General features: G+C 65.1%; 15 protein-coding genes. 8 read left to right on the top strand and 7 right to left on the bottom strand.

All coding sequences use genetic code 11. The features are described from left to right. The first annotated feature begins 260 nt into the window (after positions 1-260). Positions 261-3,146: an HD domain-containing phosphohydrolase gene (locus tag CAG34_RS23200; protein ID WP_085592638.1), complete on the top strand. Its 2,886-nt coding sequence runs from the start codon at positions 261-263 to the stop codon at positions 3,144-3,146. Positions 3,147-3,565: 419 nt separating this feature from the next. Here the strand turns inward: CAG34_RS23200 and CAG34_RS23190 are convergent, their stop codons facing one another. After that, positions 3,566-5,278 carry an FAD-dependent oxidoreductase gene (locus CAG34_RS23190; RefSeq protein WP_085592634.1) on the bottom strand — a complete coding sequence of 571 codons (1,713 nt, stop codon included), beginning with the start codon at positions 5,276-5,278 and terminating at the stop codon, positions 3,566-3,568. Between the two features lie 194 nt (positions 5,279-5,472). On the opposite strand from CAG34_RS23190, the gene CAG34_RS23185 reads away from it, so the two are divergent. The 3 genes from CAG34_RS23185 (at position 5,473) to CAG34_RS23175 (ending at position 8,275) form a co-directional block, all read left to right on the top strand. Further along, on the top strand, positions 5,473-6,249 hold the full coding sequence (locus CAG34_RS23185; protein WP_023662480.1) for an IclR family transcriptional regulator: 777 nt from the start codon (positions 5,473-5,475) through the stop codon (positions 6,247-6,249). A gap of 140 nt (positions 6,250-6,389) precedes the next feature. Continuing rightward, a complete protein-coding gene (locus tag CAG34_RS23180) occupies positions 6,390-7,442 on the top strand; it encodes a Gfo/Idh/MocA family protein (RefSeq protein ID WP_085592632.1) in 1,053 nt (350 codons plus the stop codon). A gap of 17 nt (positions 7,443-7,459) precedes the next feature. Next, positions 7,460-8,275, top strand: coding sequence for a sugar phosphate isomerase/epimerase (locus CAG34_RS23175; RefSeq protein WP_085592630.1), 816 nt, complete (start codon positions 7,460-7,462; stop codon positions 8,273-8,275). A gap of 249 nt (positions 8,276-8,524) precedes the next feature. Here the strand turns inward: CAG34_RS23175 and CAG34_RS23170 are convergent, their stop codons facing one another. The 5 genes from CAG34_RS23170 to CAG34_RS23150 form a co-directional block, all read right to left on the bottom strand. Beyond that, on the bottom strand, positions 8,525-9,850 hold the full coding sequence (locus CAG34_RS23170; protein ID WP_025339631.1) for an MFS transporter: 1,326 nt from the start codon (positions 9,848-9,850) through the stop codon (positions 8,525-8,527). Positions 9,851-10,042: 192 nt separating this feature from the next. Further along, on the bottom strand, positions 10,043-11,722 hold the full coding sequence (locus tag CAG34_RS23165; protein WP_085592628.1) for an FAD-dependent oxidoreductase: 1,680 nt from the start codon (positions 11,720-11,722) through the stop codon (positions 10,043-10,045). A gap of 33 nt (positions 11,723-11,755) precedes the next feature. Continuing rightward, a complete protein-coding gene (locus tag CAG34_RS23160) occupies positions 11,756-12,076 on the bottom strand; it encodes an NIPSNAP family protein (RefSeq protein WP_085592626.1) in 321 nt (106 codons plus the stop codon). Next, positions 12,061-13,794: an FAD-dependent oxidoreductase gene (locus tag CAG34_RS23155; RefSeq protein ID WP_085592624.1), complete on the bottom strand. Its 1,734-nt coding sequence runs from the start codon at positions 13,792-13,794 to the stop codon at positions 12,061-12,063. Before CAG34_RS23155 ends, CAG34_RS23160 begins: the two co-directional genes overlap by 16 nt. Before the next feature lie 4 nt (positions 13,795-13,798). Continuing rightward, entirely contained in the window at positions 13,799-14,608 is an 810-nt protein-coding gene (locus CAG34_RS23150; protein ID WP_085592622.1) for a shikimate dehydrogenase, read from the bottom strand. 154 nt (positions 14,609-14,762) lie between these two features. Between CAG34_RS23150 and CAG34_RS23145 the strand changes: the two genes are divergently transcribed. Then, positions 14,763-15,533, top strand: a complete 771-nt coding sequence (locus CAG34_RS23145) for an IclR family transcriptional regulator (protein WP_025339626.1) — start codon at positions 14,763-14,765, stop codon at positions 15,531-15,533. A 174-nt stretch (positions 15,534-15,707) separates the two neighbouring features. On the opposite strand, the gene CAG34_RS23140 is transcribed toward CAG34_RS23145, so the two are convergent. Continuing rightward, the gene (locus CAG34_RS23140; protein ID WP_085592619.1) at positions 15,708-17,561 is read right to left on the bottom strand and encodes an ABC transporter ATP-binding protein; all 1,854 of its coding nucleotides are present in this window, start codon (positions 17,559-17,561) and stop codon (positions 15,708-15,710) included. A gap of 220 nt (positions 17,562-17,781) precedes the next feature. Between CAG34_RS23140 and CAG34_RS23135 the strand changes: the two genes are divergently transcribed. From CAG34_RS23135 to CAG34_RS23125, 3 genes are all read left to right on the top strand, one after another. Then, positions 17,782-18,675, top strand: a complete 894-nt coding sequence (locus CAG34_RS23135) for a dihydrodipicolinate synthase family protein (RefSeq protein ID WP_085592617.1) — start codon at positions 17,782-17,784, stop codon at positions 18,673-18,675. 19 nt (positions 18,676-18,694) lie between these two features. Then, complete coding sequence (locus CAG34_RS23130) at positions 18,695-20,020, top strand: FAD-binding oxidoreductase (protein WP_085592615.1); 1,326 nt, start codon at positions 18,695-18,697, stop codon at positions 20,018-20,020. Positions 20,021-20,130: 110 nt separating this feature from the next. Next, positions 20,131-21,081, top strand: coding sequence for a LysR family transcriptional regulator (locus tag CAG34_RS23125; protein ID WP_025339615.1), 951 nt, complete (start codon positions 20,131-20,133; stop codon positions 21,079-21,081). Positions 21,082-21,345: the final 264 nt, after the last annotated feature.

Here is a 21,345-nt window from a genome sequence, read left to right as displayed (position 1 = left end):
ACTGCACTGGCTCCGGTGCTGCGCGGTCCCTGTGGGAGCGGGCAAGCCCGCGAAGCAGGCGACGCGGTATCCGGATCATTCATGGCGTTCCGTTAATTTTCCTTGCCAACCCGGCAGAAAGCTCGGCTCCGCTCTACACTGCTGCCAAGATGGGGCTGGGCTATGTGCCACCACGCCCCCGTCTCGCTGCCTGCGAATGGCTTCGGCCTGCATGATCGTCCTGGCTGCCCCGTCAAACCGCCATACATGGAGTACCTGAGATGGGCTGCGTGTCGAATGGTCGTGCTGCTGGCAACGCCGGACGTGGCATTTCACTGCAGTGGCTGGTAGCACTCGCCATCGTGCTGGGCATGTTGCTGCTCGGCGCCGCCCTGGCCTGGCAGGGCTATCACGGCATTCGCCAGACCTTGGTGGCCGCAGCAGGTGATTCTGCCCAGCAAATAGGCAAGACCATCGACGAGCGCGCCCGTCGCCTGATAGACCCGGTGCACAGCAGTATCCGCCTGCTCGCCCACAACCCGGCCGCGCAAACCCCGGCGCAGCGCCTGGAACGCTTGCCGCAACTGGTCGAGACGTTGGACGCCAACCGCATGCTCAGTGCTGCCTACATGGGTTACCCCAGTGGTGAGTTCCTGCTGGTGCGCCGCTTGCGCGACCCGCAGTTGCTGCAGCGTTTCGCCGCGCCGCCGGGCACCGTGTTCCTGGTGCAGAGCGTCAGCCGTGAGGGCGGGGCGGTGCAGGGTGAATGGCGCTTCTACGACCACGCGCTGAACCTGCTGCAGGCCCAGGCCAAGCCCGAATACCGCTACGACCCGCGCACGCGCCCGTGGTTTGTCGAAGCCAGCGCCCAACCCACCACGGTGCTGACCCACCCCTATGTGTTCTTCACCACCCGCGAGATCGGCCTGACCATGGCCCAGCGCAGCGTCGACGGCGGGGCGGTGATCGGCATGGACGTTTCGGTCGACGACCTGGCCAGCGAGACCCAGGGCCTGCGCATGACCCCCGGCACCGAGATCGTCGTGGTCGACGACCAGGGCAGCGTGGTGGCCTACCCGGACCTGCAGCGGGTAATCGTGCACGAAGGGCAGGCCGTGCGCTTGTCGCGCATCGGCGAACTGGGCATCCCCAGCCTGGAGCACCTTTACGCCGACCTGCCGCAAGGCACCCGCCCGCAGCCTTATCAGGTGGACGGCCAGACCTGGTATGGCATGCGCGTGCAACTGACCAACCTGGCCGGGCAGGACCTGCAGGTGCTGATTGCCGTGCCAGGCCATGAGTTGCTGGCCGGTGCGCGCAAGGTACTGCTCGAACAGTTGCTCTGGACCGCCGCCCTGATAACCGTGCTGCTGGTGCTCGGTGGTGTGCTCGGCCGGCGTATCGGCCGTCCGTTGCGGCTGCTGACTGAACAGGTACAGGGCCTGGCCGGGTTTGATTTCAACCGCGAAGTCGGGGTGCGCTCGCGGGTGTCCGAGGTACGTGAGCTGAGCCGCGTGCTCAGCCGCATGTCCGGCACCATCCGCAGCTTCCAGGCGATTACCCTCACGCTCAGCCGCGAGCGCGACCTGGAGCGCATGCTCGACGGTGTGTTGACCCATCTGGTGGAAGCCGCCGGGGTCAATGCCGGCGTGGTGTACCTGTTCGATGCCGAGCACGCCTTGCTGCGCCTGGCCGCCGCCTGCCGTGGCGAGCAGTACCCTGGCGAGCTGGCCGTGGATGAGGCTGCCCAGCAGCACCTCGCCACGGCGGTGACCCAGGCCCTCGGCCTGCATGAGGGCAGCATGGCTTTGGTGTTGAATGACCGTAGCCAGGCGTTGCTGGGCATCCTGGTCCTGCAACTGGGCGATGGGCCTGTACACGAGCAGACAGGCCAGCCGTTCCGCAGCTTTGTTGCCGAACTGTCCGGGGTGGTGGCGGTGGCCATCGAGACGCGCCAGCTGGTCGAAGCCCAGCAACGCCTGCTGGATGCCATGATCAAGCTGCTGGCCGATGCCATCGATGCCAAGAGCCCCTATACCGGCGGCCATTGCGAGCGGGTGCCACAACTGGCGCAGATGCTGCTGGACCAGGCGGTGGCGGCCGAAACCGGCCCGTACGCCAGCTTCAGCATGACCGCGGCTGAACGCTACGAATTCCACGTGGCGGCCTGGCTGCACGACTGCGGCAAGGTCACCAGCCCCGAGTATGTGGTGGACAAGGCGACCAAGCTGGAAACCTTGTACAACCGTATCCACGAGGTACGCATGCGTTTCGAGGTGCTCTGGCGGGATGCCGAGCTGGCCTATTGGCAAGGCCTGGCCAGCGGTGGCGACCAGCAGGCGCTGCAAGCCACCCTGGCGCGCAGCCAGGCCCAGCTGCAGGACGACTTCGCCTTCGTCGCCCAGGCCAACATCGGCGGCGAGTTCATGCAGGACGCCGACATCGAACGCCTGCAGCAGATTGGCCAGCACCGCTGGCAGCGCCATTTCGACAACCGCCTGGGCATCTCCCGTGATGAGGTGGAGCGCTTTGCCGACGTGCCTGCGGCTGCGCTACCGGTTTACGAACCACTGCTGGCCGACCGCCCTGAGCATTGCGTGCCCTGGGGCCCCCGCAAGCCACCGGTGGTCAAGGGCGACCCGCGCAACCGCTGGGGCTTCGACATGCGCTTGCCGGCCTACGCCAGCAATTATGGCGAGCTGTACAACCTGGCGATCCGCCGCGGCACGCTGAATGATGAGGAACGCTTCAAGATCAACGAACACATCGTGCAGACCATCATCATGCTCAGTTCCTTGCCGTTCCCCCGCCAGCTCAAGCGGGTGCCGGACATCGCCGGCAACCACCACGAGAAAATGGACGGTAGCGGCTACCCGCGCCGGCTGGGCGAGCAGGACCTGGGTATTGCCGAGCGGGTGATGGCGATTGCCGACATCTTCGAGGCGCTGACCGCGGCCGACCGGCCCTACAAGGCGCCGAAGACCTTGTCCGAGTCGGTGAAGATCCTGGTGGGCATGGCCCGCGGCGGGCACATCGACGGCCAGCTGCTGGAGCTGTTCCTCAGCAGCGGGGTGTACCGCCAGTATGCCGAGCGGTTCCTGCGCACCGAGCAGATCGACGAGGTGGATGTGGCGTACTGGCTGGGGCAGATGCGTTGTCCAGCCTGAACGAAAAATCAGATTTAGCCCCTTCCTTCCCCATTCCTTCGAAGACACCTTGATCCAGGTGCAGATGCCCAATGGGCGAAGCACTTTGCACCAGGGCAGAAGTAATGTGTTGCCTGCTCTGGCCTCTTCGCGGGCACGCCCGCTCCCACAGGATCTTCACCGTACTCAAGAGTTGCACAGTACCTGTGGGAGCGGGCGTGCCCGCGAAAGGGCCAGTGCAAGCAGTCGAGAGATTTCAGGGGCGGTTTCCTGTAGGAGCGGCCTTGTGTCGCGAAAGGGGTGCGAAGCGCCCCCAACGATCTGTGCATCACCGCAAAAACGCCGGGGCCGCTTTGCGGCCCTTTCGCGACACAAGGCCGCTCCTACAGGAATCGCGCCGTCCATGAGGAACAGGGCATGGCCATCAGTGATCGCTCACCTCATTCATACTCCTGCGCCCCGGCAATATGCCGCCCGGCCACATAGCCAAAGGTCAGCGCCGGGCCTAGGTTGATGCCACCCGACGGATACCAGCCGCCAAACACGCTGGCCATGTCGGTACCCGCCGCATAAAGGCCAGCAATCGGCTGCCCAGCCTCATCCAGCACCCGGGCATTGCCGTCGGTGCGCAGCCCGGCAAAGGTGCCAAAGCAGCCGGGCTGCACCTTCACCGCATAGAACGGCCCATGCTCGATGGGCGCCACGCAAGGGTTTGGCCCCTTGTGCTGCGGGTCACCCTGCTTGCGGTTGAACGGTGTGGAACCACGGCCGAACGCTGGGTCCTGGCCGTTGCGGGCATGGTTGTTGAAATCGCTGACCGTGGCGCGCAGCCCTACCGGGTCGATGCCGCATGCCTGGGCCAACTGTTCGAGGGTGGCAGCCCGCTTGAGATAGCCGCTGCGTACGTGCGGCCACACCGGTAGCGGCGCCGGGCGGGCGTGGCCCAGGCCGTAGCGGCGCAGGAAGCGGTGGTCACAGATCAGCCACGAACACACCTCTTCGCCCTGCGGCACCGCCGCGACCATCGCTGACACATAGTCGTAATAGCCATGCGCTTCGTTGACGAAACGCTTGCCGTCGGCCAGCACGCCGATGATGCCCGGTTTGCCGCGTTCGATGATGTGCGGGAAGTGGCCGACACTGCCGTCGCGGTGCGGCACTCGCGAAACCGGCGCCCAGGCGACCGGCGACTTCAGGTCGGTGGCGACCACACCGCCGGCCGATTCGCCCAGGCGCAGGCCGTCGCCCGAACAACCCTTTGGGGGCAGGGCCAGGTTGTCGTGGCCGCTGGCATCGCGCGGGAACAGTTGCCGGCGGCGGGCGTTGTCGTTGGGGAAACCACCCGCCGCGAGCACCACGGCCTTGGCACGGATCAGTTGCTCGCCCTGCGGTGTAGCCACCAGCGCCCCCCGCACCTGGCCATCCTCGACCAGCAGGCGTTTGGCCGGTGCCGACTCCTGCAGGCGCACGCCCAGGTCCTGCGCCGACCTGGCCAGGCGGGCCACCAGCGCCACGCCGTTGACCAGGTGCATCGCCCGGCCATACCGGGCCAGGTGGTACAGGTGGCGGCCAAAGCGTTTGCACACGTGCAGCAAGGCCTTGGGCGAGCGGGTCATGTTGAGGAACGCGGCAAGGTCGGCACCCGCCATTATCGGCATGCCCATGAACGAGGTTTCGCGCATGGTCTTGCGCAGGCGTGGCAGCAGCGCACCCACCTCGCGGGCGTCATAGGGCGCGGCAATCACCTGGTGCCCGCCCTGGGCCGCGCCCGGTGTGTCGCCATGCATGTCGGGGATGCCGTTGCCGTCGGCAAACTGCAGCGCCGTGTGCTTTTCGAAAAACGCCACCATGTGCGGGCAGGCTTCGAGGAAGGCGTCGACGCGTTCGGCGTTGTAATACGCCCCCAGTTCATTGCGCAGGTAGGTACGCGGCTGCTCGATGTCTTCCTCGATACCGGCCCGGCGTGCCAGCGGGTTGCGCGGGACCCAGGCCCAGCCGCCGGACCAGGCGGTGGCGCCGCCGAACACTGGCTCCTTTTCCACCACGATCACCTTCTGCCCATGCCACGCAGCCGTCACGGCCGCAGCCAGCCCGGCGGCACCAGAACCTATGACCAGTACATCGCATTCGGTTTCGTAGGGAGCGGAAGGCATTGCGGGACTCCTGTATTGTTATTGGAACAAGGTTCCACATTCTTATTGGCAGCGAATCGGCCCGCAAGGGTGTGGCGGCCCTGCCGGGCAAGTAATGGGCGATAACCGGACAGTTCGTGCCGCCCTGGCTGCGGCGGCTATCGGCGATATGGAATCATCTTCTAGAATTCGCAAAAATTTCAGGGACCTGTGTCATGGCTGGTAGTCAGATCGAACGCGCCTTCAGTCTTGTAGAAAGCCTTACCGGTGAGCCGCAAGGGCTGCCGTTGCAAACCCTGGCCGAGCGCCTGGACATCCCCAAGAGCGCCACCCATCGCATGCTCACCGAGCTGGTGCGGCTGGGCTATGTGCGGCAGAACCGGGACAACAGCCGCTACCAGCTGTCGGCCAAGCTGGTGGCGCTGGGCTTCCGTTACCTGGCCAGCAGCGGTGCCGACATCATTCAGCCGATTCTTGACCGCCTGGCCCAGGACAGCGGCGAACTGGTGCGCCTTGGCGTGATCGACGGTGCCCGCCAGACCTGGATCGCCAAGTCCCAGGGCGCCCGCTCCGGGCTGCGCTACGACCCGGACATGGGCCGCGACGCACCGCTGTTCTATACCGCGTCCGGGCATGCCTGGCTGGCCAGCCTGGACGATGAGCAGGCGCTGCAGATGGTATTGCGCCAGGGCATTGCCGACCCGGCGCAGTTCGGCCCGAATGCGCCGCGCTCCACCGACGAGTTGCTCAGCTACCTGCGCCGCGCTCGCGAGCGCGGTTATGCCTGGGTCGAGGAAACCTCGGCCATTGGCACCTCGGCCCTGGCTGCGGTGGTGCGCCGCCCGCAAAGTGACGAGGTGATCGGTGTGCTCAGCATCGCCGGGCCCAGTGCGCGCCTGGCGCAAAGCCGCCTGGCAGAACTGGCACCGCTGTTGCTGGCGGCGGCAGAGGAACTGTCGGCGGCCAGCCGGGCCAGTGAGTTGTTCGCCTGAAGGTGCATTTCCGGTCGATTACCGCACACTCTGTTCTGCGGCTTCTTCTGAAAAGCTGAACCTGGTTCTAAATTGTTCAATGTAGATTGTGGAATCAGATTCCGGAATCTGCATTACAACAATGACAAGAGGACAGGCTGTTGAACGCACCCCTTCGTATTGCCTTGATCGGCGCCGGCAGCATGGGCCGCCAGCATTACCAGCATTTGCTAAATGTGCCGCAGGCCCAGCTGTGCGCTGTGGCCGACCCGGGCCCGCAGGCCGAGGCCTTTGCTGCCGAATGCGGCGTGCCCTGTTTTGCCGACCACCGCCAGATGCTGGAGCACGCGCGCCCCGAGGCAGTGATCGTCGCCAACCCGAACAACCTGCATGTCGCCACCGCCCTGGACTGCGTCGAGGCCGGTGTACCGGTGCTGGTCGAAAAACCGGTGGGCGTGCACCTGGATGAAGTCCGCGCGCTGGTGGAAGCCTCGCGCCGCCACAATGTGCCTGTGCTGGTCGGCCATCACCGCCGGCACAACCCGCTGATCGCCAAGGCTCACCAGGTGATTGCCGACGGCAAGCTGGGCCGGCTGATCAACGTCACCGCACTGTGGCAATTGCAAAAGCCCGACAGCTATTTCGAAACCCCCTGGCGCCGCGAGCCGGGCGCTGGCTTCTTGCTGACCAACCTGATCCATGACCTCGACCTGCTGCGCCACCTGTGCGGCGAGGTGGTACAGGTGCAGGCATTCACCCGCAACGATGTGCGCGGTTTTGCCAACGAAGACAGCGCCGCGGTGCTACTGCAGTTCGCCAATGGGGCATTGGGCAGCCTGACTGGCTCCGACGCGGTGGCCGCGCCATGGAGCTGGGAACTGGACTCCGGCGAAAGCCCGGTCTACCCGCGCCAGGATGGCCAGCCGTGCTACCTGCTGGCCGGCACCCAGGGGGCGCTGAGCATTCCGCAACTCAAGCGCTGGCACTACGCCGAGGTCGGGTCGGGCTGGCACACGCCGTTGTTGCAGAGCGAGGAAAGCATCCCCGCAGGCGAGGCATTGACCTTGCAGTTGCAACACTTCGTGCGGGTTGCCCGGGGTGAGCAGGCGCCGCTGATCGATGCCGCCGACGGTGGCCGTACCCTGGCGCTGATCGAGGCGATCCGCCAGGCCGCGGAAACTGGCCGGGCCTGTGCGCCCGAGCACATTGATTGACTTGTCTGGTGACGATAATGACTGAACGAATTTTCTCCCTGGCGGCCCTGACGGTACTCGAGCTGTCCCCGCCGGACATGGTCGAGGCAGCAGCCCGCGCCGGTTACAGCCACGTTGGCCTGCGCCTGGTGCCCGCCACCGAGCAGGAACAGCATTTCCCGCTGGTGGCCGATGCCGACCTGCGCCGGCAGACCCAGGCGCGCCTGCGCGACACGGGCATCAAGGTGGTCGACCTGGAGATCCTGAGGCTGAAGCCGGAAACCTGTGTAGCCGATTTCGAGCCGATCCTGGCGGTGGGCGCCGAGCTGGGCGGCACGGAGCTGCTGGTGGCTGGCAACGACCCGGATGAAGCGCGGCTGACCGAGCGCTTTGCTGCGTTGTGTGACCTGGCGGCGGGGTATGGCATTCATCCGCATCTGGAGTTCATGCCTTGGACTGATGTGCGTGACCTGCGCCAGGCCATGCGGGTGGTGGCCAATGCTGACCGCGCCAATGGCTGTGTGCTGGTGGATGCCTTCCACTTCAACCGCTCCGGCTCTTCGCTGGACGATCTGGCACAACTGGCGCCGCAGCGCATGCGTTATGCCCAGCTGTGCGACGTTGCCGGCCCGGTGCCGGCCGACATGGACGAGATCCTGCGCCAGGCACGCAACGAGCGGCGCTTCCCGGGCGAGGGCGATGCCGATCTGGTCGGCCTGCTGCGCGGCTTGCCGCCAAGTGTGCCGTTGAGCCTGGAGATCCCCACGCGGCAGTTGCTGGAACAGGGCATAAGCGGCGAACAGCGTGCGCGCATGGCGCTGGAGAAGGCCATGGCAGTGCTGGCCAGAGTCTGATTGATAGAACGCGGCGCATGGCACGCCCTAATGCCGGTCAGTCAAGCAAATTGGGGCCGCTTTGCGGCCCTTCGCGGGCTTGCCCGCTCCCACAGGTTTAGCGCGGGACTTAGAAAATGCGCGGTTCCTGTGGGAGCGGGCAAGCCCGCGAAGGGCTGCAAAGCAGCCCCAATCAAGCCATCACACGTTTTGCTGACTGGCCAAAAAAAGGGCCCGCAAGGGCCCCGTAGAGGTAAGTGGCTAGCGCGTTCAGGCGCTCTCGATCTTGCGGGGCGCCATGAAGTACATCCACACCAGCGCCAGGAAGTACATCGCCGGGATCATGGTGAACAACACGGCATAGTTGTTATTGGTAGCGGTCAGCACGCTACCGACGATCTGCGTCATGAACATCCCACCAATCGCAGCGCACATGCTGCCGAAACCGAACACCGTGCTCACCAGGTGCTTGGGCGTGTAGTCCATCACCAGGCTCCAGATATTCGCCGTCCACGCCTGGTGTGCACCCACCGCCAGCGAGATGGCCGCCACCGCGACCCACAGGCCACTGGCGTTGGCGGCAAAGGTGACGCTGACCATGGTGCAGGCGAAGATCAGCATCGACACCAGCCGCGCCGTGGTAGCGCGCACGCCACGGCCGATCAGCCAGGAAGACAGGATGCCGCCGCCGATGCTGCCGAAGTCTGCCGTCAGCCAGATGATGATCAGCGGGATACCCATCTGGGTCACGTTGATGCCCAGGCTGTATTGCTGGTTGAGGAACGGTGGCAGCCAGTACAGGTAGAACCAGAACACCGGTGCGGTAATCGCGTAGGCCACCGCGAACGCCCAGGTGCCACGCAGGCGCAGGATGCGGCTGAACGGCACGCGGGTCGGCTCGGGCTCGTCATCCTGCTGGATGTACTCCACCTCGCTCTGGCGCACGCGCGGGTGATCTTCAGGGTTGTAGTACTTCAGCACCCACAGCACCACCCACACCAGGCCCAGGCTGCCCATGGCGATGAACGCGGCCTGCCAGCCCCACACGGCCAGAATCAGCGGCAGCAGGGCCGGCGTGACCATGGCGCCGACGTTGGTGCCGGCGTTGAACAGGCCGGTGGCGATGGCCCGTTCGCCAGCCGGGAACCACAGGCGCACGGTCTTCACGCAGGCCGGGTAGTTGGCGGCCTCGGTCAGGCCGAGGATGAAGCGGCAGACCATGAAGCCAGCGGCCGAGGTGGCCAGGCCGTGAGCGCCGGTGGCCAGGCTCCACAGCAGCACGGCGAAGAAGAACGCGCGTTTTACCCCGACCTTGTCGATCAGCCGGCCTTGCAGCAGGAAGCCGACCGCATAGCCGACCTGGAACCAGAAGTTGATGTTGGCGTAGTCCATGGCCGTCCAGCTCATTTCCTTGGCCAGGACGGGCTGCATGATGCCGAGCGCGGCACGGTCGATGTAGTTCAGGGTGGTGGCGAAGAACACCAGGGCGAGCATGCCCCAACGGGTCTTGCCGACGCCGAAGGCGCCGCGAAGCTTGTCGCCGATCGAACCCTGGGGCATCCGGGGGGCGGCGGGGGTGATCTTGGAGTGGTTCATAAACTGCTCGATTCTTGAAATTGTATTCAGCTGCGGTGCTACGAGTACGTGACCGGTTCCCAGGCAGGGGGGCACGCAAGGCCGGTGCATGGTGAGCAGTGAAGGCGGCAGCGTCAATTGAAGGGAAGGGCTAGTGTTCGGTTACCGAACGGTTGCGTTGGGCCTGCGGGCAAGGCAAGGGGCAACGTGATTTCAGGTGGTCAAGGTACTCAATGCTCTACCAGCCAGATAACCGAATGTCATCCCCGGCCCCAAGGTAATACCACCACTCGGGTAATAACCGCCCATCACACTGTTCATATCGTTGCCCACCGCATACAACCCGGGGATCGGCCGCGCCTCGCGGTCCAGCACCCGGGCCGAGGCATCCGTGCCCAGGCCGGCGAAGGTACCCAGGCTGCCCGGCAACAGTTTCACTGCGTGGTACGGCCCGTGCAGCAGTGGCCGCAGCGATGGATTGGGGGCTTGCAACGGCTCGCCCTGCGCCCGGTTGTAGGCCGATGCACCGCGCCGGAAAAGCGGATCTTCACCCTGGGCTGCATGGCGGTTGAAGTCGTGCACCGTGCGCTGCAACTGCGCGGCGTCGATCCCGCAGCGCTGTGCCAGTTGCGCCAGCGTGCGACCGCTGTGCAGGTAACCGCAGCGTTGATAGTGGCGGGTGGGGAAAGGGAAGGGCTTGGCCCAGCCGATGCCATAGCGCCGTTGCGCGGCATGGTCGCAGATCAACCAGGCTTCCGGCGCTTCACCCTGCGGCGTGGCGGCGAACAGCGCGTTCATGAAGTCGTGGTAGCAATCGGCCTCGTTGACGAAGCGCCGGCCATCGCGGCGCGCGGCGATGAAACCGGGCTTGGCGCGATCGATCAAGTGCGGGAAATGGCCGAAACTGCCATCGCTGCGCGGCACCCGCGACACAGGTGCCCAGGCCCCCGCATGGGTCGCAGTCGTCTGGACCAGGCCACCGGCCTGTTCGCCCAGGCGCAGGCCGTCGCCGCTGTTTTCACATGGCGCGGCGGAGTAGTGCTGGTCACCGTCCGGCGCATGCGGCATCAGTTGCGCGATGCGCTGGCGATCATGCGCAAAGCCACCGCAGGCCAAAACCACACCGCGGCGGGCATGGATCATCTGGCCGTCGGCAAACTGCGCGCCGCTGACCCGGCCTTCGCCCAGCAGGCGACTGGCCGGCTTGTCGGTCAGTAGCGTCACGCCCAGGTCCAGGGCGCTGCGCAGCAGCCGTGCCACCAGGGCGTTGCCATTGACCAGTTGCAGGCCGCGCCGGTGCAGCAGCAGGTCGCGGCCATGGCGCAGCAGGCGCTTGCCCACATGCAGCGCGGCCGTGGGCGAGCGTGTGGCGTTGAAGAAGGCGGCCATGTCGGCGCCGCCGGCAATGCCCATGCCGGCCAGGCTGACGATGTCCAGCGGTGGGCGCAGCTTGTGCAGCCAGGGCCCGAGCAGGCGCCCGTCGTATGGCAGCGCGCACAGCGAACGCCCACCGCGCGCGCTGCCGTCGCCTTCGCGCATGTCGGGCATGCGGCTGCCGCACTGGAACTGTACGGCAGTGTGTTGCTGGAAGAACGCCACCATCTCCGGGCCATGGTGCAGGAAGGCGCGCTGGCGCGGGTTCAGTTCGCTGACATGGGTTTGCGCGCGCAGGTAGCGCTCCGGGGCATCGTCGGTCTCGACGATGCCTTCGGCAATGGCCAGCGGGTTGCGCGGTGTCCACAGCCAGCCCCCCGACCAGGCGCTGGTGCCGCCCAGTTGGCTGGCTTTTTCCGCGACGATCACCTGCAGGCCGTGATGGGCGGCAGTAACGGCGGCAGCCAGGCCAGAGGCACCGGAGCCGATGACGAGTACGTCACATTCGAGGGGTTGCATGGTGGGGTTCCGCTCAGGCGTTGGAGGAAGGTTTTACTGCAGCGGCGAAAAACCGGTGGGCCGCAGCATTCGCGACTGCAAGTGCAGTACCGCGCCCAGCTCGCGGTTGCGCCGTGAGAACTCGGCCCAACGCGGGTCCGCTGCCATGGCTGCGCGGCGTGCCATGCGCTCGTCGAGGCTGGCATAGCCCCAGATATGCACCACTTGGTTGACCTCGCCGAACTCGCTGGTGAAAAAGCCGACCAGGTTACCGAGATGCTCGCTTTGCACCTTCAGCGCGTGGCTTTGGTACAGGCTCAGCCAGTCGGCCATTTTCAATGGGTCGAGGGTGTAGGTTCTCAGTTCGTAGTACATGCTGGAGTCTCCATGTGGGTGGTTGGTGTCTGCAGGCGCGCGGCGATGTGGTTGGCAGCGAGCCAGCCGAAGGTGAGGGCAGGGCCCAGGGTGATACCGGGGCCGGGGTAGGTGCCTTTCATCAGTGAATTCATGTCGTTGCCGACTGCATACAGCCCGGCAATCGGCTGGCCATCGCGGTTCAGCACGTTGGCCTGGGCGTCGGTCACCAGGCCGCGGGCCGAGCCGAGGTCGCCGGTGTGGATGCGGATGGCGTAGAACGGGCCGCTGGTCAGCGGCGCCAGGCATGGGTTGGGCGTGTGTTGCGGGTCGCCCATGTAGCGGTTGTAGCTGTTGCCGCCTTTGCCGAACGCGCGGTCGATGCCGTTGCGGGCGTCGGCGTTGAACTGCTCCAGGGTCTGCATGAACACCTGTGGGTCGACGCCAATGGCCTTGGCCAGGGCCTGCGCTGTTGCGGCGCGGTACAGGTAGCCGGCGTCGATCAATGCCTGGTTGTCCACCGGCTTTGGCCGCGCCAGGCCCAGGCCGTAGCGGTTCATCGCCTCGGCATCGCAGACCAGCCAGCAGCTGGCAATGCCTTTGGCGAACATGGTCTGCACGAAGTGGTGGTAGGAATCGGACTCGTTGACGAAGCGTCGCCCGTCCTGGCTCACCGCGATCACGCCCGGCTTGGCGCGGTCGGTGACCAGGTGCGGGAAGCGCTCATGCTCGCCACTGGCATGGCGCAGTTCGGAAACCGGTGCCCAGAAGAAGTTGGTCACCAGGCCCTCACCCTGGGCTGCGGCCACGGCCTGGCCAAGGCGCAGGGCAGCGCCGTCATTGGTAGGCGGTGACATGGTCAGGTGCGGCGCTTGCCGGGCCGGCCGGTAGCTGTCGGCGAGCGCGCCTGCAGCGAACCCGCCCATGGCGCACACCACACCGCCCCGGGCCAGCACCCGTTCACGGCGCCCTTCGCGTTGCACCACCACGCCGGTGACCACGCCGCGTTCGACGATCAGCTCCAGGGCTTCGCTGCGTAACCACAGCTGCGTGCCATGGGCGAAGGCGCTGCTGGCCAGGCGGGCGATCAAGGCGTTGCCGGTGGTAAGCCGCGTGCCGCGCGGGTGATGCAGACGGTCCCGCGCATAACGCGCCATCAGCTTGAGGCAATGCCACAGCGACCGGGGCGAGCGGCGGATACTGAGAAAATGCTGGATATCCACGCGGTTGACCATCATGCCGCCGAACAGCAACATGCCGGGCGGCGGCATCTTCAGGCTCTTAAAGTGCGGGCCGAGCTGCTTGCCGTCGTACTCGACCATCTCCAGCGCCCGGCCAAACTGGGTGGCACCGGGGGCGTCCGGGTAGTAGTCCGGCGAGTGCGGGCGCAGGGCGTAGCGCAGTTCGGTGTTCTGTTCCAGCCAGCGCAGTGCCTGGTGGCCATGCTCAATGAAGGCGTCGACCAGGGCGGGGTCATAGCCGTCGCCGATGACCTGCCTGAGGTAGGTGCGAATGGCCTCGGGAGAGTCCACCGCACCAGCGGCGCGGGCTTGATCGGTACCGTAGAGCCACACCGCCCCGCCGGAAATCGCCGAGGTGCCGCCAAAGTGTGCGGCCTTTTCCACCACCAGCACTTTCAACCCATGGCGCGCGGCCGTGGCGGCAGCGGTAAAGCCACCGGCGCCGCTGCCCAGCACGACCAGGTCAAAGTTGTGTTGCGCATGTTCATGCGTCGGCATGGCTTCAGATCTCCAGCGGCGTGACGCCCATGAAGGCGCCCAGGTGGCCGAGCTGGGCGAAGGCCATTTCCGGGCCGGTCTGGACCGCGCAGCCAACCTGGCGTGCCCGCTTCAGCAGCGGGGTGATCTCGGGCGAGGTGACCACGTCGGCGACCAGGGTTTCGGCTTGCAAGGTGGCGAGCAGGGCGGCAGGCAGCGGCAGTTCCGCGCTGCCGCCCATGCCGACAGGGGAGGCGTTGACCAGCAGGTCGAAGCCTTCCAGCCCGTCGACCCGGGTGGCGAGTTCGACCGCGGGGAAGGCATTGCCGAGCAACTCGCACACAGCGCCCATGCGCGCGGTGCTGGGGTCGCTGAGGGTGATGCTGGCGATGCCGGCCTCGCCCAGCGCATAGGCAATGGCACTGCCGACCCCGCCACAACCGATCACCAACGCACGCTTGCCCGCCGGCTCGAAGCCATGTTTGCGCGCAGCACCGAGGAAGCCGGCGCCGTCCACGTTGTCGCCCAGCAGGCGACCGTCTTGCTCACGGCGCACTACATTGACCGAGCCCAGCGCGGCTGCGCGCTCGCTCAGGCCGTCCAGGCGGCTGGCCAGGGCCTGCTTGTACGGCACGGTGACCACGCAACCGCGCAGGTTCTGCCAGCCGCGCAGGGTGCCGGCGAAGGTATCCAGTGCGGCCTCATGCAGGTCGATGGGCAGCATGGCGAGGTTGCAGTTGTTGTTGGCGAACCAGGTGTTGAAGTTTTCGGGGGACTTCACCTGGGCAATGGGCGAACCGACGATGGCGACCAGTTCAGTGGAACCACGAATCATGCTGACCTCCTTATTGGCGTTGTTATGCAGGCCAAGGGTGAGGCAAGGGGGCGTGGGCAACAATGCGCTGATCGGGCGTTTAATGCGATAATCGCATCACTGATCCGGTTATCGCGGTAATCGGCTGTATTTGCCCTGCTTGCGAGTCGAATAGATGAACACCCCCGCTATCCACCCCCGTGACCTGATCGCCGGCTTGCAGAAGGGCCTGGCACTCATGCAGCTGTTCAGCGCCGAGCAGCCGCGCCTTAGCGTGCCGCAGGCGGCCAGGTTGTCCGGCCTTACCCCCAGTGCCGCGCGGCGGTTTCTGTTGACCTTGGTGCACGAAGGGTTTGCCGAAACCGACAGCCGTGAGTACTGGCTTACGCCCAAGGCGCTGCGCCTTGGCCAGGCGTATGTGGACTCGGCACAACTGCCGCGCATGCTGCGGCCGATCGTCGAGCAGGTGGCGCGGCAGACCCAGGAGCATGTGTCGGTGGGTACCCGTGATGGTGACGAGATCATCCACCTGGTACGCAGCCGCTACAGCCATGTGGCCTCGTTGTCGATCCGGCCGGGTTCGCGGGTGCCGATGTATTGCACCGCCGGCGGGCGAGTCTGGCTGGCCTGGCTGGATGAGGGGGAGCGGGATGCCTACTTTGCGCGTAACCCGCTGCGGGGGTTGACGCCTTATACGCAGACGGACCGGTTACAGCTGGAGGCGGAGTTGCTGCGGGTGAAGGAGCAGGGGTTCTGTATCGTGGACCAGGAGTATGAAATCGGCATGCGCGTGCTGGGTGTGCCACTGCTGGACCGGGCTGGCCGGCTGAAAGCGACGTTGACCATCACCACCCATGCTTCGCGGTTGAGTGTGGATGAAATACGCTTGCGGTATCTGCCGACCCTGTACGAGGCCCAGGCGTTGTTGCGGCCGGTGCTGGATTGAGGCGGTATGGTCCGGGAATCGTGCTGCCGTCTTCGCGGGTAAACCCGCTCCCACAGGGATCGCGCCAGGGCAGTTGATTCTGCAGGAGTGCAGAAGTCCCTGCCCTGGCGCGATCCCTGTGGGAGCGGGCGTGCCCGCGAAGCAGGCGACGCGGTGCCTGATCCCTCCTTGCGCCTACTCCATCGCCTCGGCCACGCCCTGGTCCTCACCCAGGAACCCGCCGCTCTGGTGCTGCCACAACCGCGCATAAGTACCATTCTTCGCCAGCAGTTGCGCATGGGTGCCTTGCTCGATGATGTGCCCTTCATCCATCACGATCAGCCGGTCCATGGCGGCAATCGTCGACAACCGGTGGGCGATGGCGATGACGGTCTTGCCTTGCATCATTTCATCCAGGCTTTCCTGAATGGCCACTTCCACTTCCGAGTCCAGCGCACTGGTGGCTTCGTCCAGCAGCAGGATCGGCGCGTTCTTCAGCATCACCCGGGCAATGGCGATGCGCTGGCGCTGGCCACCAGACAGCTTGATGCCGCGCTCTCCCACCAAGGTGTCGTAACCGGTGTTGCCCTGGCGGTCGCTGAGCTGGCTGATGAAACCATCGGCCTGGGCATTGGCCGCAGCGGCGCGGATCTGCGCTTCGGTGGCATCGGGGCGGCCATAGGCGATGTTGTCGCGAATCGAGCGGTGCAGCAGTGAGGTGTCCTGGGTGACCATGCCGATGGCGCTGCGCAGGCTGTCCTGGGTGACCTTGGCCACGTTCTGCCCGTCGATGCGGATTTCCCCACGGTCCACGTCGTAGAAGCGCAGCAGCAGGTTGATCAAGGTGGACTTGCCAGCGCCGGAGCGGCCGACCAAACCGACTTTTTCGCCCGGGCGGATGTGCAGGCTCAGGTCGTCGAGTACCTGACGCTCGCCGTTGTAGTTGAAGCCGACCTTGTCGAAACTCACCGCGCCCCCCTTGGTTACCAGCTCGGCAGCGCCGGGCGCATCCGTTACCTTGGGGCCGCGGGTGAGGGTGGCCATGCCGTCCTGCACGGTGCCGATGTTTTCGAACAGCGAGGTTATCTCCCACATGATCCAGTGCGACATGCCGTTGATACGCAAGGCCATGGCGGTGATCGCCGCCACCGCGCCGGTGCCGACCTGGCCCTGGTGCCACAGCCACAGCGCATAGCCACCGGCAGCAATGATCAAGCCCACCACCAGCGCCTGGTTGACGATTTCGAACTGGCTGACCAGACGCATCTGGCGAAAACCGGTCTGCTTGAAGTCCTCCATGGCTGCGCGCGCGAAATGCGCTTCGCGGTTGGCGTGCGAGAACAGTTTCACCGTGGTGATATTGGTGTAGGCGTCAGAAACCCGCCCGGTCATCGATGATCGGGCGTTGGCCTGCTCCTGGCCGACCTTGCCCAGGCGTGGCACGAAATACAGCATGGCCAGGCCGAACAGCACGACCCAGGCAATGAAGGGCAGCATCAGTTTCAGGGCAAAGCCACCGGCCAGGGCAATGATCGCGATGAAGTACACACCGATCCCGGGCAGGATCTCGATGAGGGTGAACAACACATCGCGAACCGCCAGCGCCGTCTGCATCACCTTGGTGGTGACCCGGCCGGAAAACTCGTCAGAAAAGAACGACAGGCTCTGGCGCAGCATCAGCCGGTGAAAGTCCCAACGCAGGCGCAGCGGCAAGTTGATCGCCAGTACCTGGTGCTGAAGCATGGTGCGCAGCGCCACCAACCCGATGCTGACCAGCAGGACGATGCCGATACCCCACAGCACCCGGGTTTCTTCGGGGCCGACGGCACCGCCGGCCTGCCAGGCCGAGAGCAGGTCCACGACCTGGCCGAGGAAGGCGAACAGCCAGGCTTCGTAGATCGATACCCCGGCACTGAGCAGCGCAAGCGCCAGGATGTAGCCGCGCGCACCCCGGGTGCAGGCCCACATGAAGCGCAACAGACCAACCGGTGGCGGTGGTATCTCGTCAGGGGGGAAGGGGTCGAGCCATCGTTCAAAAATACGCAGCATGCTTGTCTCCGAAAATCAGCTTTTGCCTGGCGCTAACCATACAGATCACTCAGGCCTGCGGGGGTTCGTGCAGTGTGCGGCATAACCTTTTCTCATCAAGTCGTCGCCCGAAATGTCGCTGTATGCACAGTGGATGAGACTTTAGCCTTTTGCATGGAGCCGCAGCACGCTCAATGCCTTGGCTGGACCGTCCAGCTGAAAACAATAAGGAGTTACCCCAATGTCCGCATTCAAGTTTTCCGGCGTAAACCTGGCCATCACCACCCCGTTCGATGCACAGGGCAAGATCGACTACGCGCGTTTCGAGAGCCTGATCGAGCGCTACATCGCTGCAGGTGTGCATGGTTTCGTACTCAGCTCCGGAACCGGGATGCACGTTTACCTGAGCAAGGATGAATCGAAGGAGCTGGTGGCCTTTGGTGCCAAGGTCATCAACGGCCGCGCCCGCGTCATCGCGCAGACTTCGGCGCTGCTGGTCGAGGAAGTGGTCGAGCGCACCCGCCACGCCAAGGACTGCGGTGCCGACGGTGTGATGGTGCTGCCGCCCTACTTCGAAGGCCCCACCGACGACCAGGGCATTGTCGACTTCTACTCGAGCGTGTCCGAGGCCGGCCTGCCGATCATCGGCTACAACGTGCCACAGGCCGTCGGTGTCGAAGTGACACCGTCGCTGTTCAAGCAACTGAGCCAGATCCCCAACTTTGTCTCGGTCAAGGACAGCAGCGGCGATCTGGCAGCCCAGGCGTCGTTGTCGCGCACCGGCCTGCCGACCATGAACGGCGCGGACCCGCTGGTACCCTACGCACTGTTCGCCGGCGCGGCAGGGCTGATCTGGGGTGGCGCGAACATGGCGCCGAAGACCTGCGTTGCCGTGGCCAATGCTGCCAGCGAAGGCAACTGGGCCCAGGTGCAGCAGATCTGGAAGAGCCTGGCCCCGGTGATGTCGCTGATCTGGCAGGGTGACTATGTGCAGTCGGTGTACGCCGGCGCGCAGATCATGGGGTATGACGCAGGCAACCCGCGCCGTCCGTTGGCCCGCCTGGCCGAAAGCAAGCTGGGTGCGTTGCGTGAGGCACTGGCTCCGTTGATCGAACGCGAAGCATCGGCTTCCTGATTTCGCAGGGGCGCTCACTATGTACACTGCTTCGAAATTGCCCAGCAACAATGGCAGCTCGGGTTGGGTGGAGATGCTGCCACGCCGCCAGGCCAAGGCCGTGCTCAACCGTGCGGTCACGGCGGATGTCGCCATCATCGGGGGTGGCTTTGCCGGTTTGTCGGCGGCCCGCCAACTGGTCCGGCGTGACCCGACGCTGAAGGTCGTGGTGCTCGAGGCCGGGCTGGTCGGCGAGGGGGCCTCCGGGCGCAACTCCGGCTTCATCATCGACCTGCCGCATGAAGTGTCCGCCGAGGGCTTGGGTGGTGGTTCGCTCGAGCGCGCCCGGCGTGACATCAAGCTGTACCGCACGGCCATCGACCTGGGCAGGGAGCTGGCCGACCTGCATGGCTGGGGCAAGGAAGTCTTCGACCCCTGTGGGCGCTTCAGCGTGGCCCGGGGCACCCAGGGGGACGAGCACATCCTGTCCTACGGCAAGCAACTCGACGCGCTGGGTGAGCGGTATGAGCTGCTGGACACCCGGCAGATTGGCGAGGTAACGGGCAGCCCGGCCTACACCTCGGGCATGTTCATGCCGGGCACGGTGATGATCCAGCCGGCGGCCTACGTCAGGCGTTTTGCCGATGCCCTGGCTGACCCGGTGCAGGTGTATGAACAGACGCCGGCCCTGTCCTTCAAGCAGGTGGGGGGCGCGTGGGTGATCAAGACGCCAAACGGCATGGTCTCCGCGGGCAAGATCATCCTCGCCAACAACGGCCATGCGCAGAGCTTCGGCTTCTTCAAGGGCAAGCTGCTGCATGTGTTCACCTACGCTTCGCTGACCGAGCGCTTCGACCCCAGACTTCTACCGGGCCAGCGTACCTGGGCGGCCACCCCGGCGTTGCCCATGGGCACCACGGTGCGGCGGATCAGCGATGGTGAGAGTGACCGGATTCTGGTGCGCTGGCGCTACAGCTACAACCCGAGCCTGACCATTGGCGATGGTCAGGTGAACAGTGCCGGCCGTGTACATGACGGCAAGTTCGCGACGCGTTTCCCCACGCTCAAGGGGTTGCGCATGGAGTACCGCTGGGGCGGCCCCATGGCACTGACCTGGAACAGCGTGCCAGCGTTCGGTGAAGTCGATACCGGAGTGATCGCTGCCTGTGGTTGCAACGGGCTGGGTGCTTCCAAGTCGAGTGCGGCAGGCATCGCTGCGGCGGACCTGGCAGTGGGCATCGACAGTGAACTGGTGCAGATACTCAGCGCCTATGACAAGCCCAAGCCGTTGCCGCCACAGCCGTTCCTGACCATCGGCGCCAAGGCCAACATGAAGTTCAAGGAGCTGCGTGCAGGCGATGAATAGCGCGCGCCAGTCGTGTCGATGAAGTACCGAAGGGCCTCGATCGAGGCCCTTTTTTTGTATGATGGGCCAGCGGCGACTGCCCCCCGTTTCCTGATAACTGGTAGAGGTCAATGGTCAAGCACACAGAGCCCGATCAGGCGCTTATACAAATGCCTTCGCTGCGCGCCGTAAAGGCGTTCGTCGCGGCGGCGAAGTACCTCAATTTCACCCGCGCGGCGGAGTCGCTGTGCGTCACCCAGGCGGCCATCAGCAAACAGATACGTGAGCTGGAAGGTTTCATGGGCGCCGAACTGTTCATCCGCAACGGGCGGGCGGTGGCGCTTACGCCCGAAGGCGCGATCTTTTTCGATGCCGTACAGCTATCGCTCAGCAACATCGCCCAGGTCTCGAGCCGCATACGTCGGCAGAACAAGGGCAAGCGGGTGGTGACACTGTGCTGTACACCGGCGTTTTCCGGCTTGTGGTTGACGCCGCGGTTGCCGGAGTTTCTGGCAGCGAACCCGGACATCGACCTGAACTTGGTCATCACCCAGAATTTCGTGAACATGGAACCTGGGGTCCAGCCTGACATGTTCATCAACAAGCTGTCGAAGATCAGGGAAGGCTACAGCAGCCACCCTTTGGCCTATGACGTGATCTACCCGATCTGCAGCCCGGGCTACCTGGCACAGCACCCGGAAGTGGCCACGCTGGACGGTATCAGCCAGGGCTCACTGCTGAACCTCAGCCCTTACGGCCGTTCGCAGATTGCCGAGCACATCGACTGGTACATGTGGTTCGAGTACCACAATGTCGACTTGAGTGCGCGGGTGGCGGCAGGTGCGCAATTGCTGCATTCCAACGATTACGGCTCGCTGGTTCAGTTGGCGATCAAGGGCCAGGGGGTCGCCTTGGGCTGGCATTACCTGATCGAGCCGCTGATCGAGGAGGGGGTGCTGGTACGGCCGGTGGCGCAGGAGTTGGTGCACAAGGACAGCCAGCACTTCCTGACCTTCAACGAGCAGAAGAAGGACGACAGCGCCTGTTGCCGCATGCGGGACTGGATCTTGTCGAAGTTCTGAGCAGGCCCCGGCAATTCGTGCATCTGCATTAAAATCCTGGGGGCTGCTTCGCAGCCCTTTCGCGACACAAGGCCGCTCCTACAGGTACTGCACAGGCCGTGAAGACTGTGGGGTCCCTGTGGGAGCTGGCTTGCCGGCGATAGGGCCAGCAAAGCCACCACAAAAGCGGCCAGGTGCCGAACTCCGTCAGAACAGCACCGGTCTTGCTCAGGTCACGAAGCGTTGATCCAGATGGTCTTCAGCTCCGTGTACTGGTCATGGGCC

The sequence above is a fragment of the Pseudomonas sp. B14(2017) genome (genome assembly GCF_002113255.1).
GTDB classification, from domain to species: Bacteria; Pseudomonadota; Gammaproteobacteria; order Pseudomonadales; family Pseudomonadaceae; genus Aquipseudomonas; species Aquipseudomonas putida_Z.
Note: the sequence above shows the minus strand (reverse complement) of the source record. Positions and strands in the feature narration are given on the sequence as shown.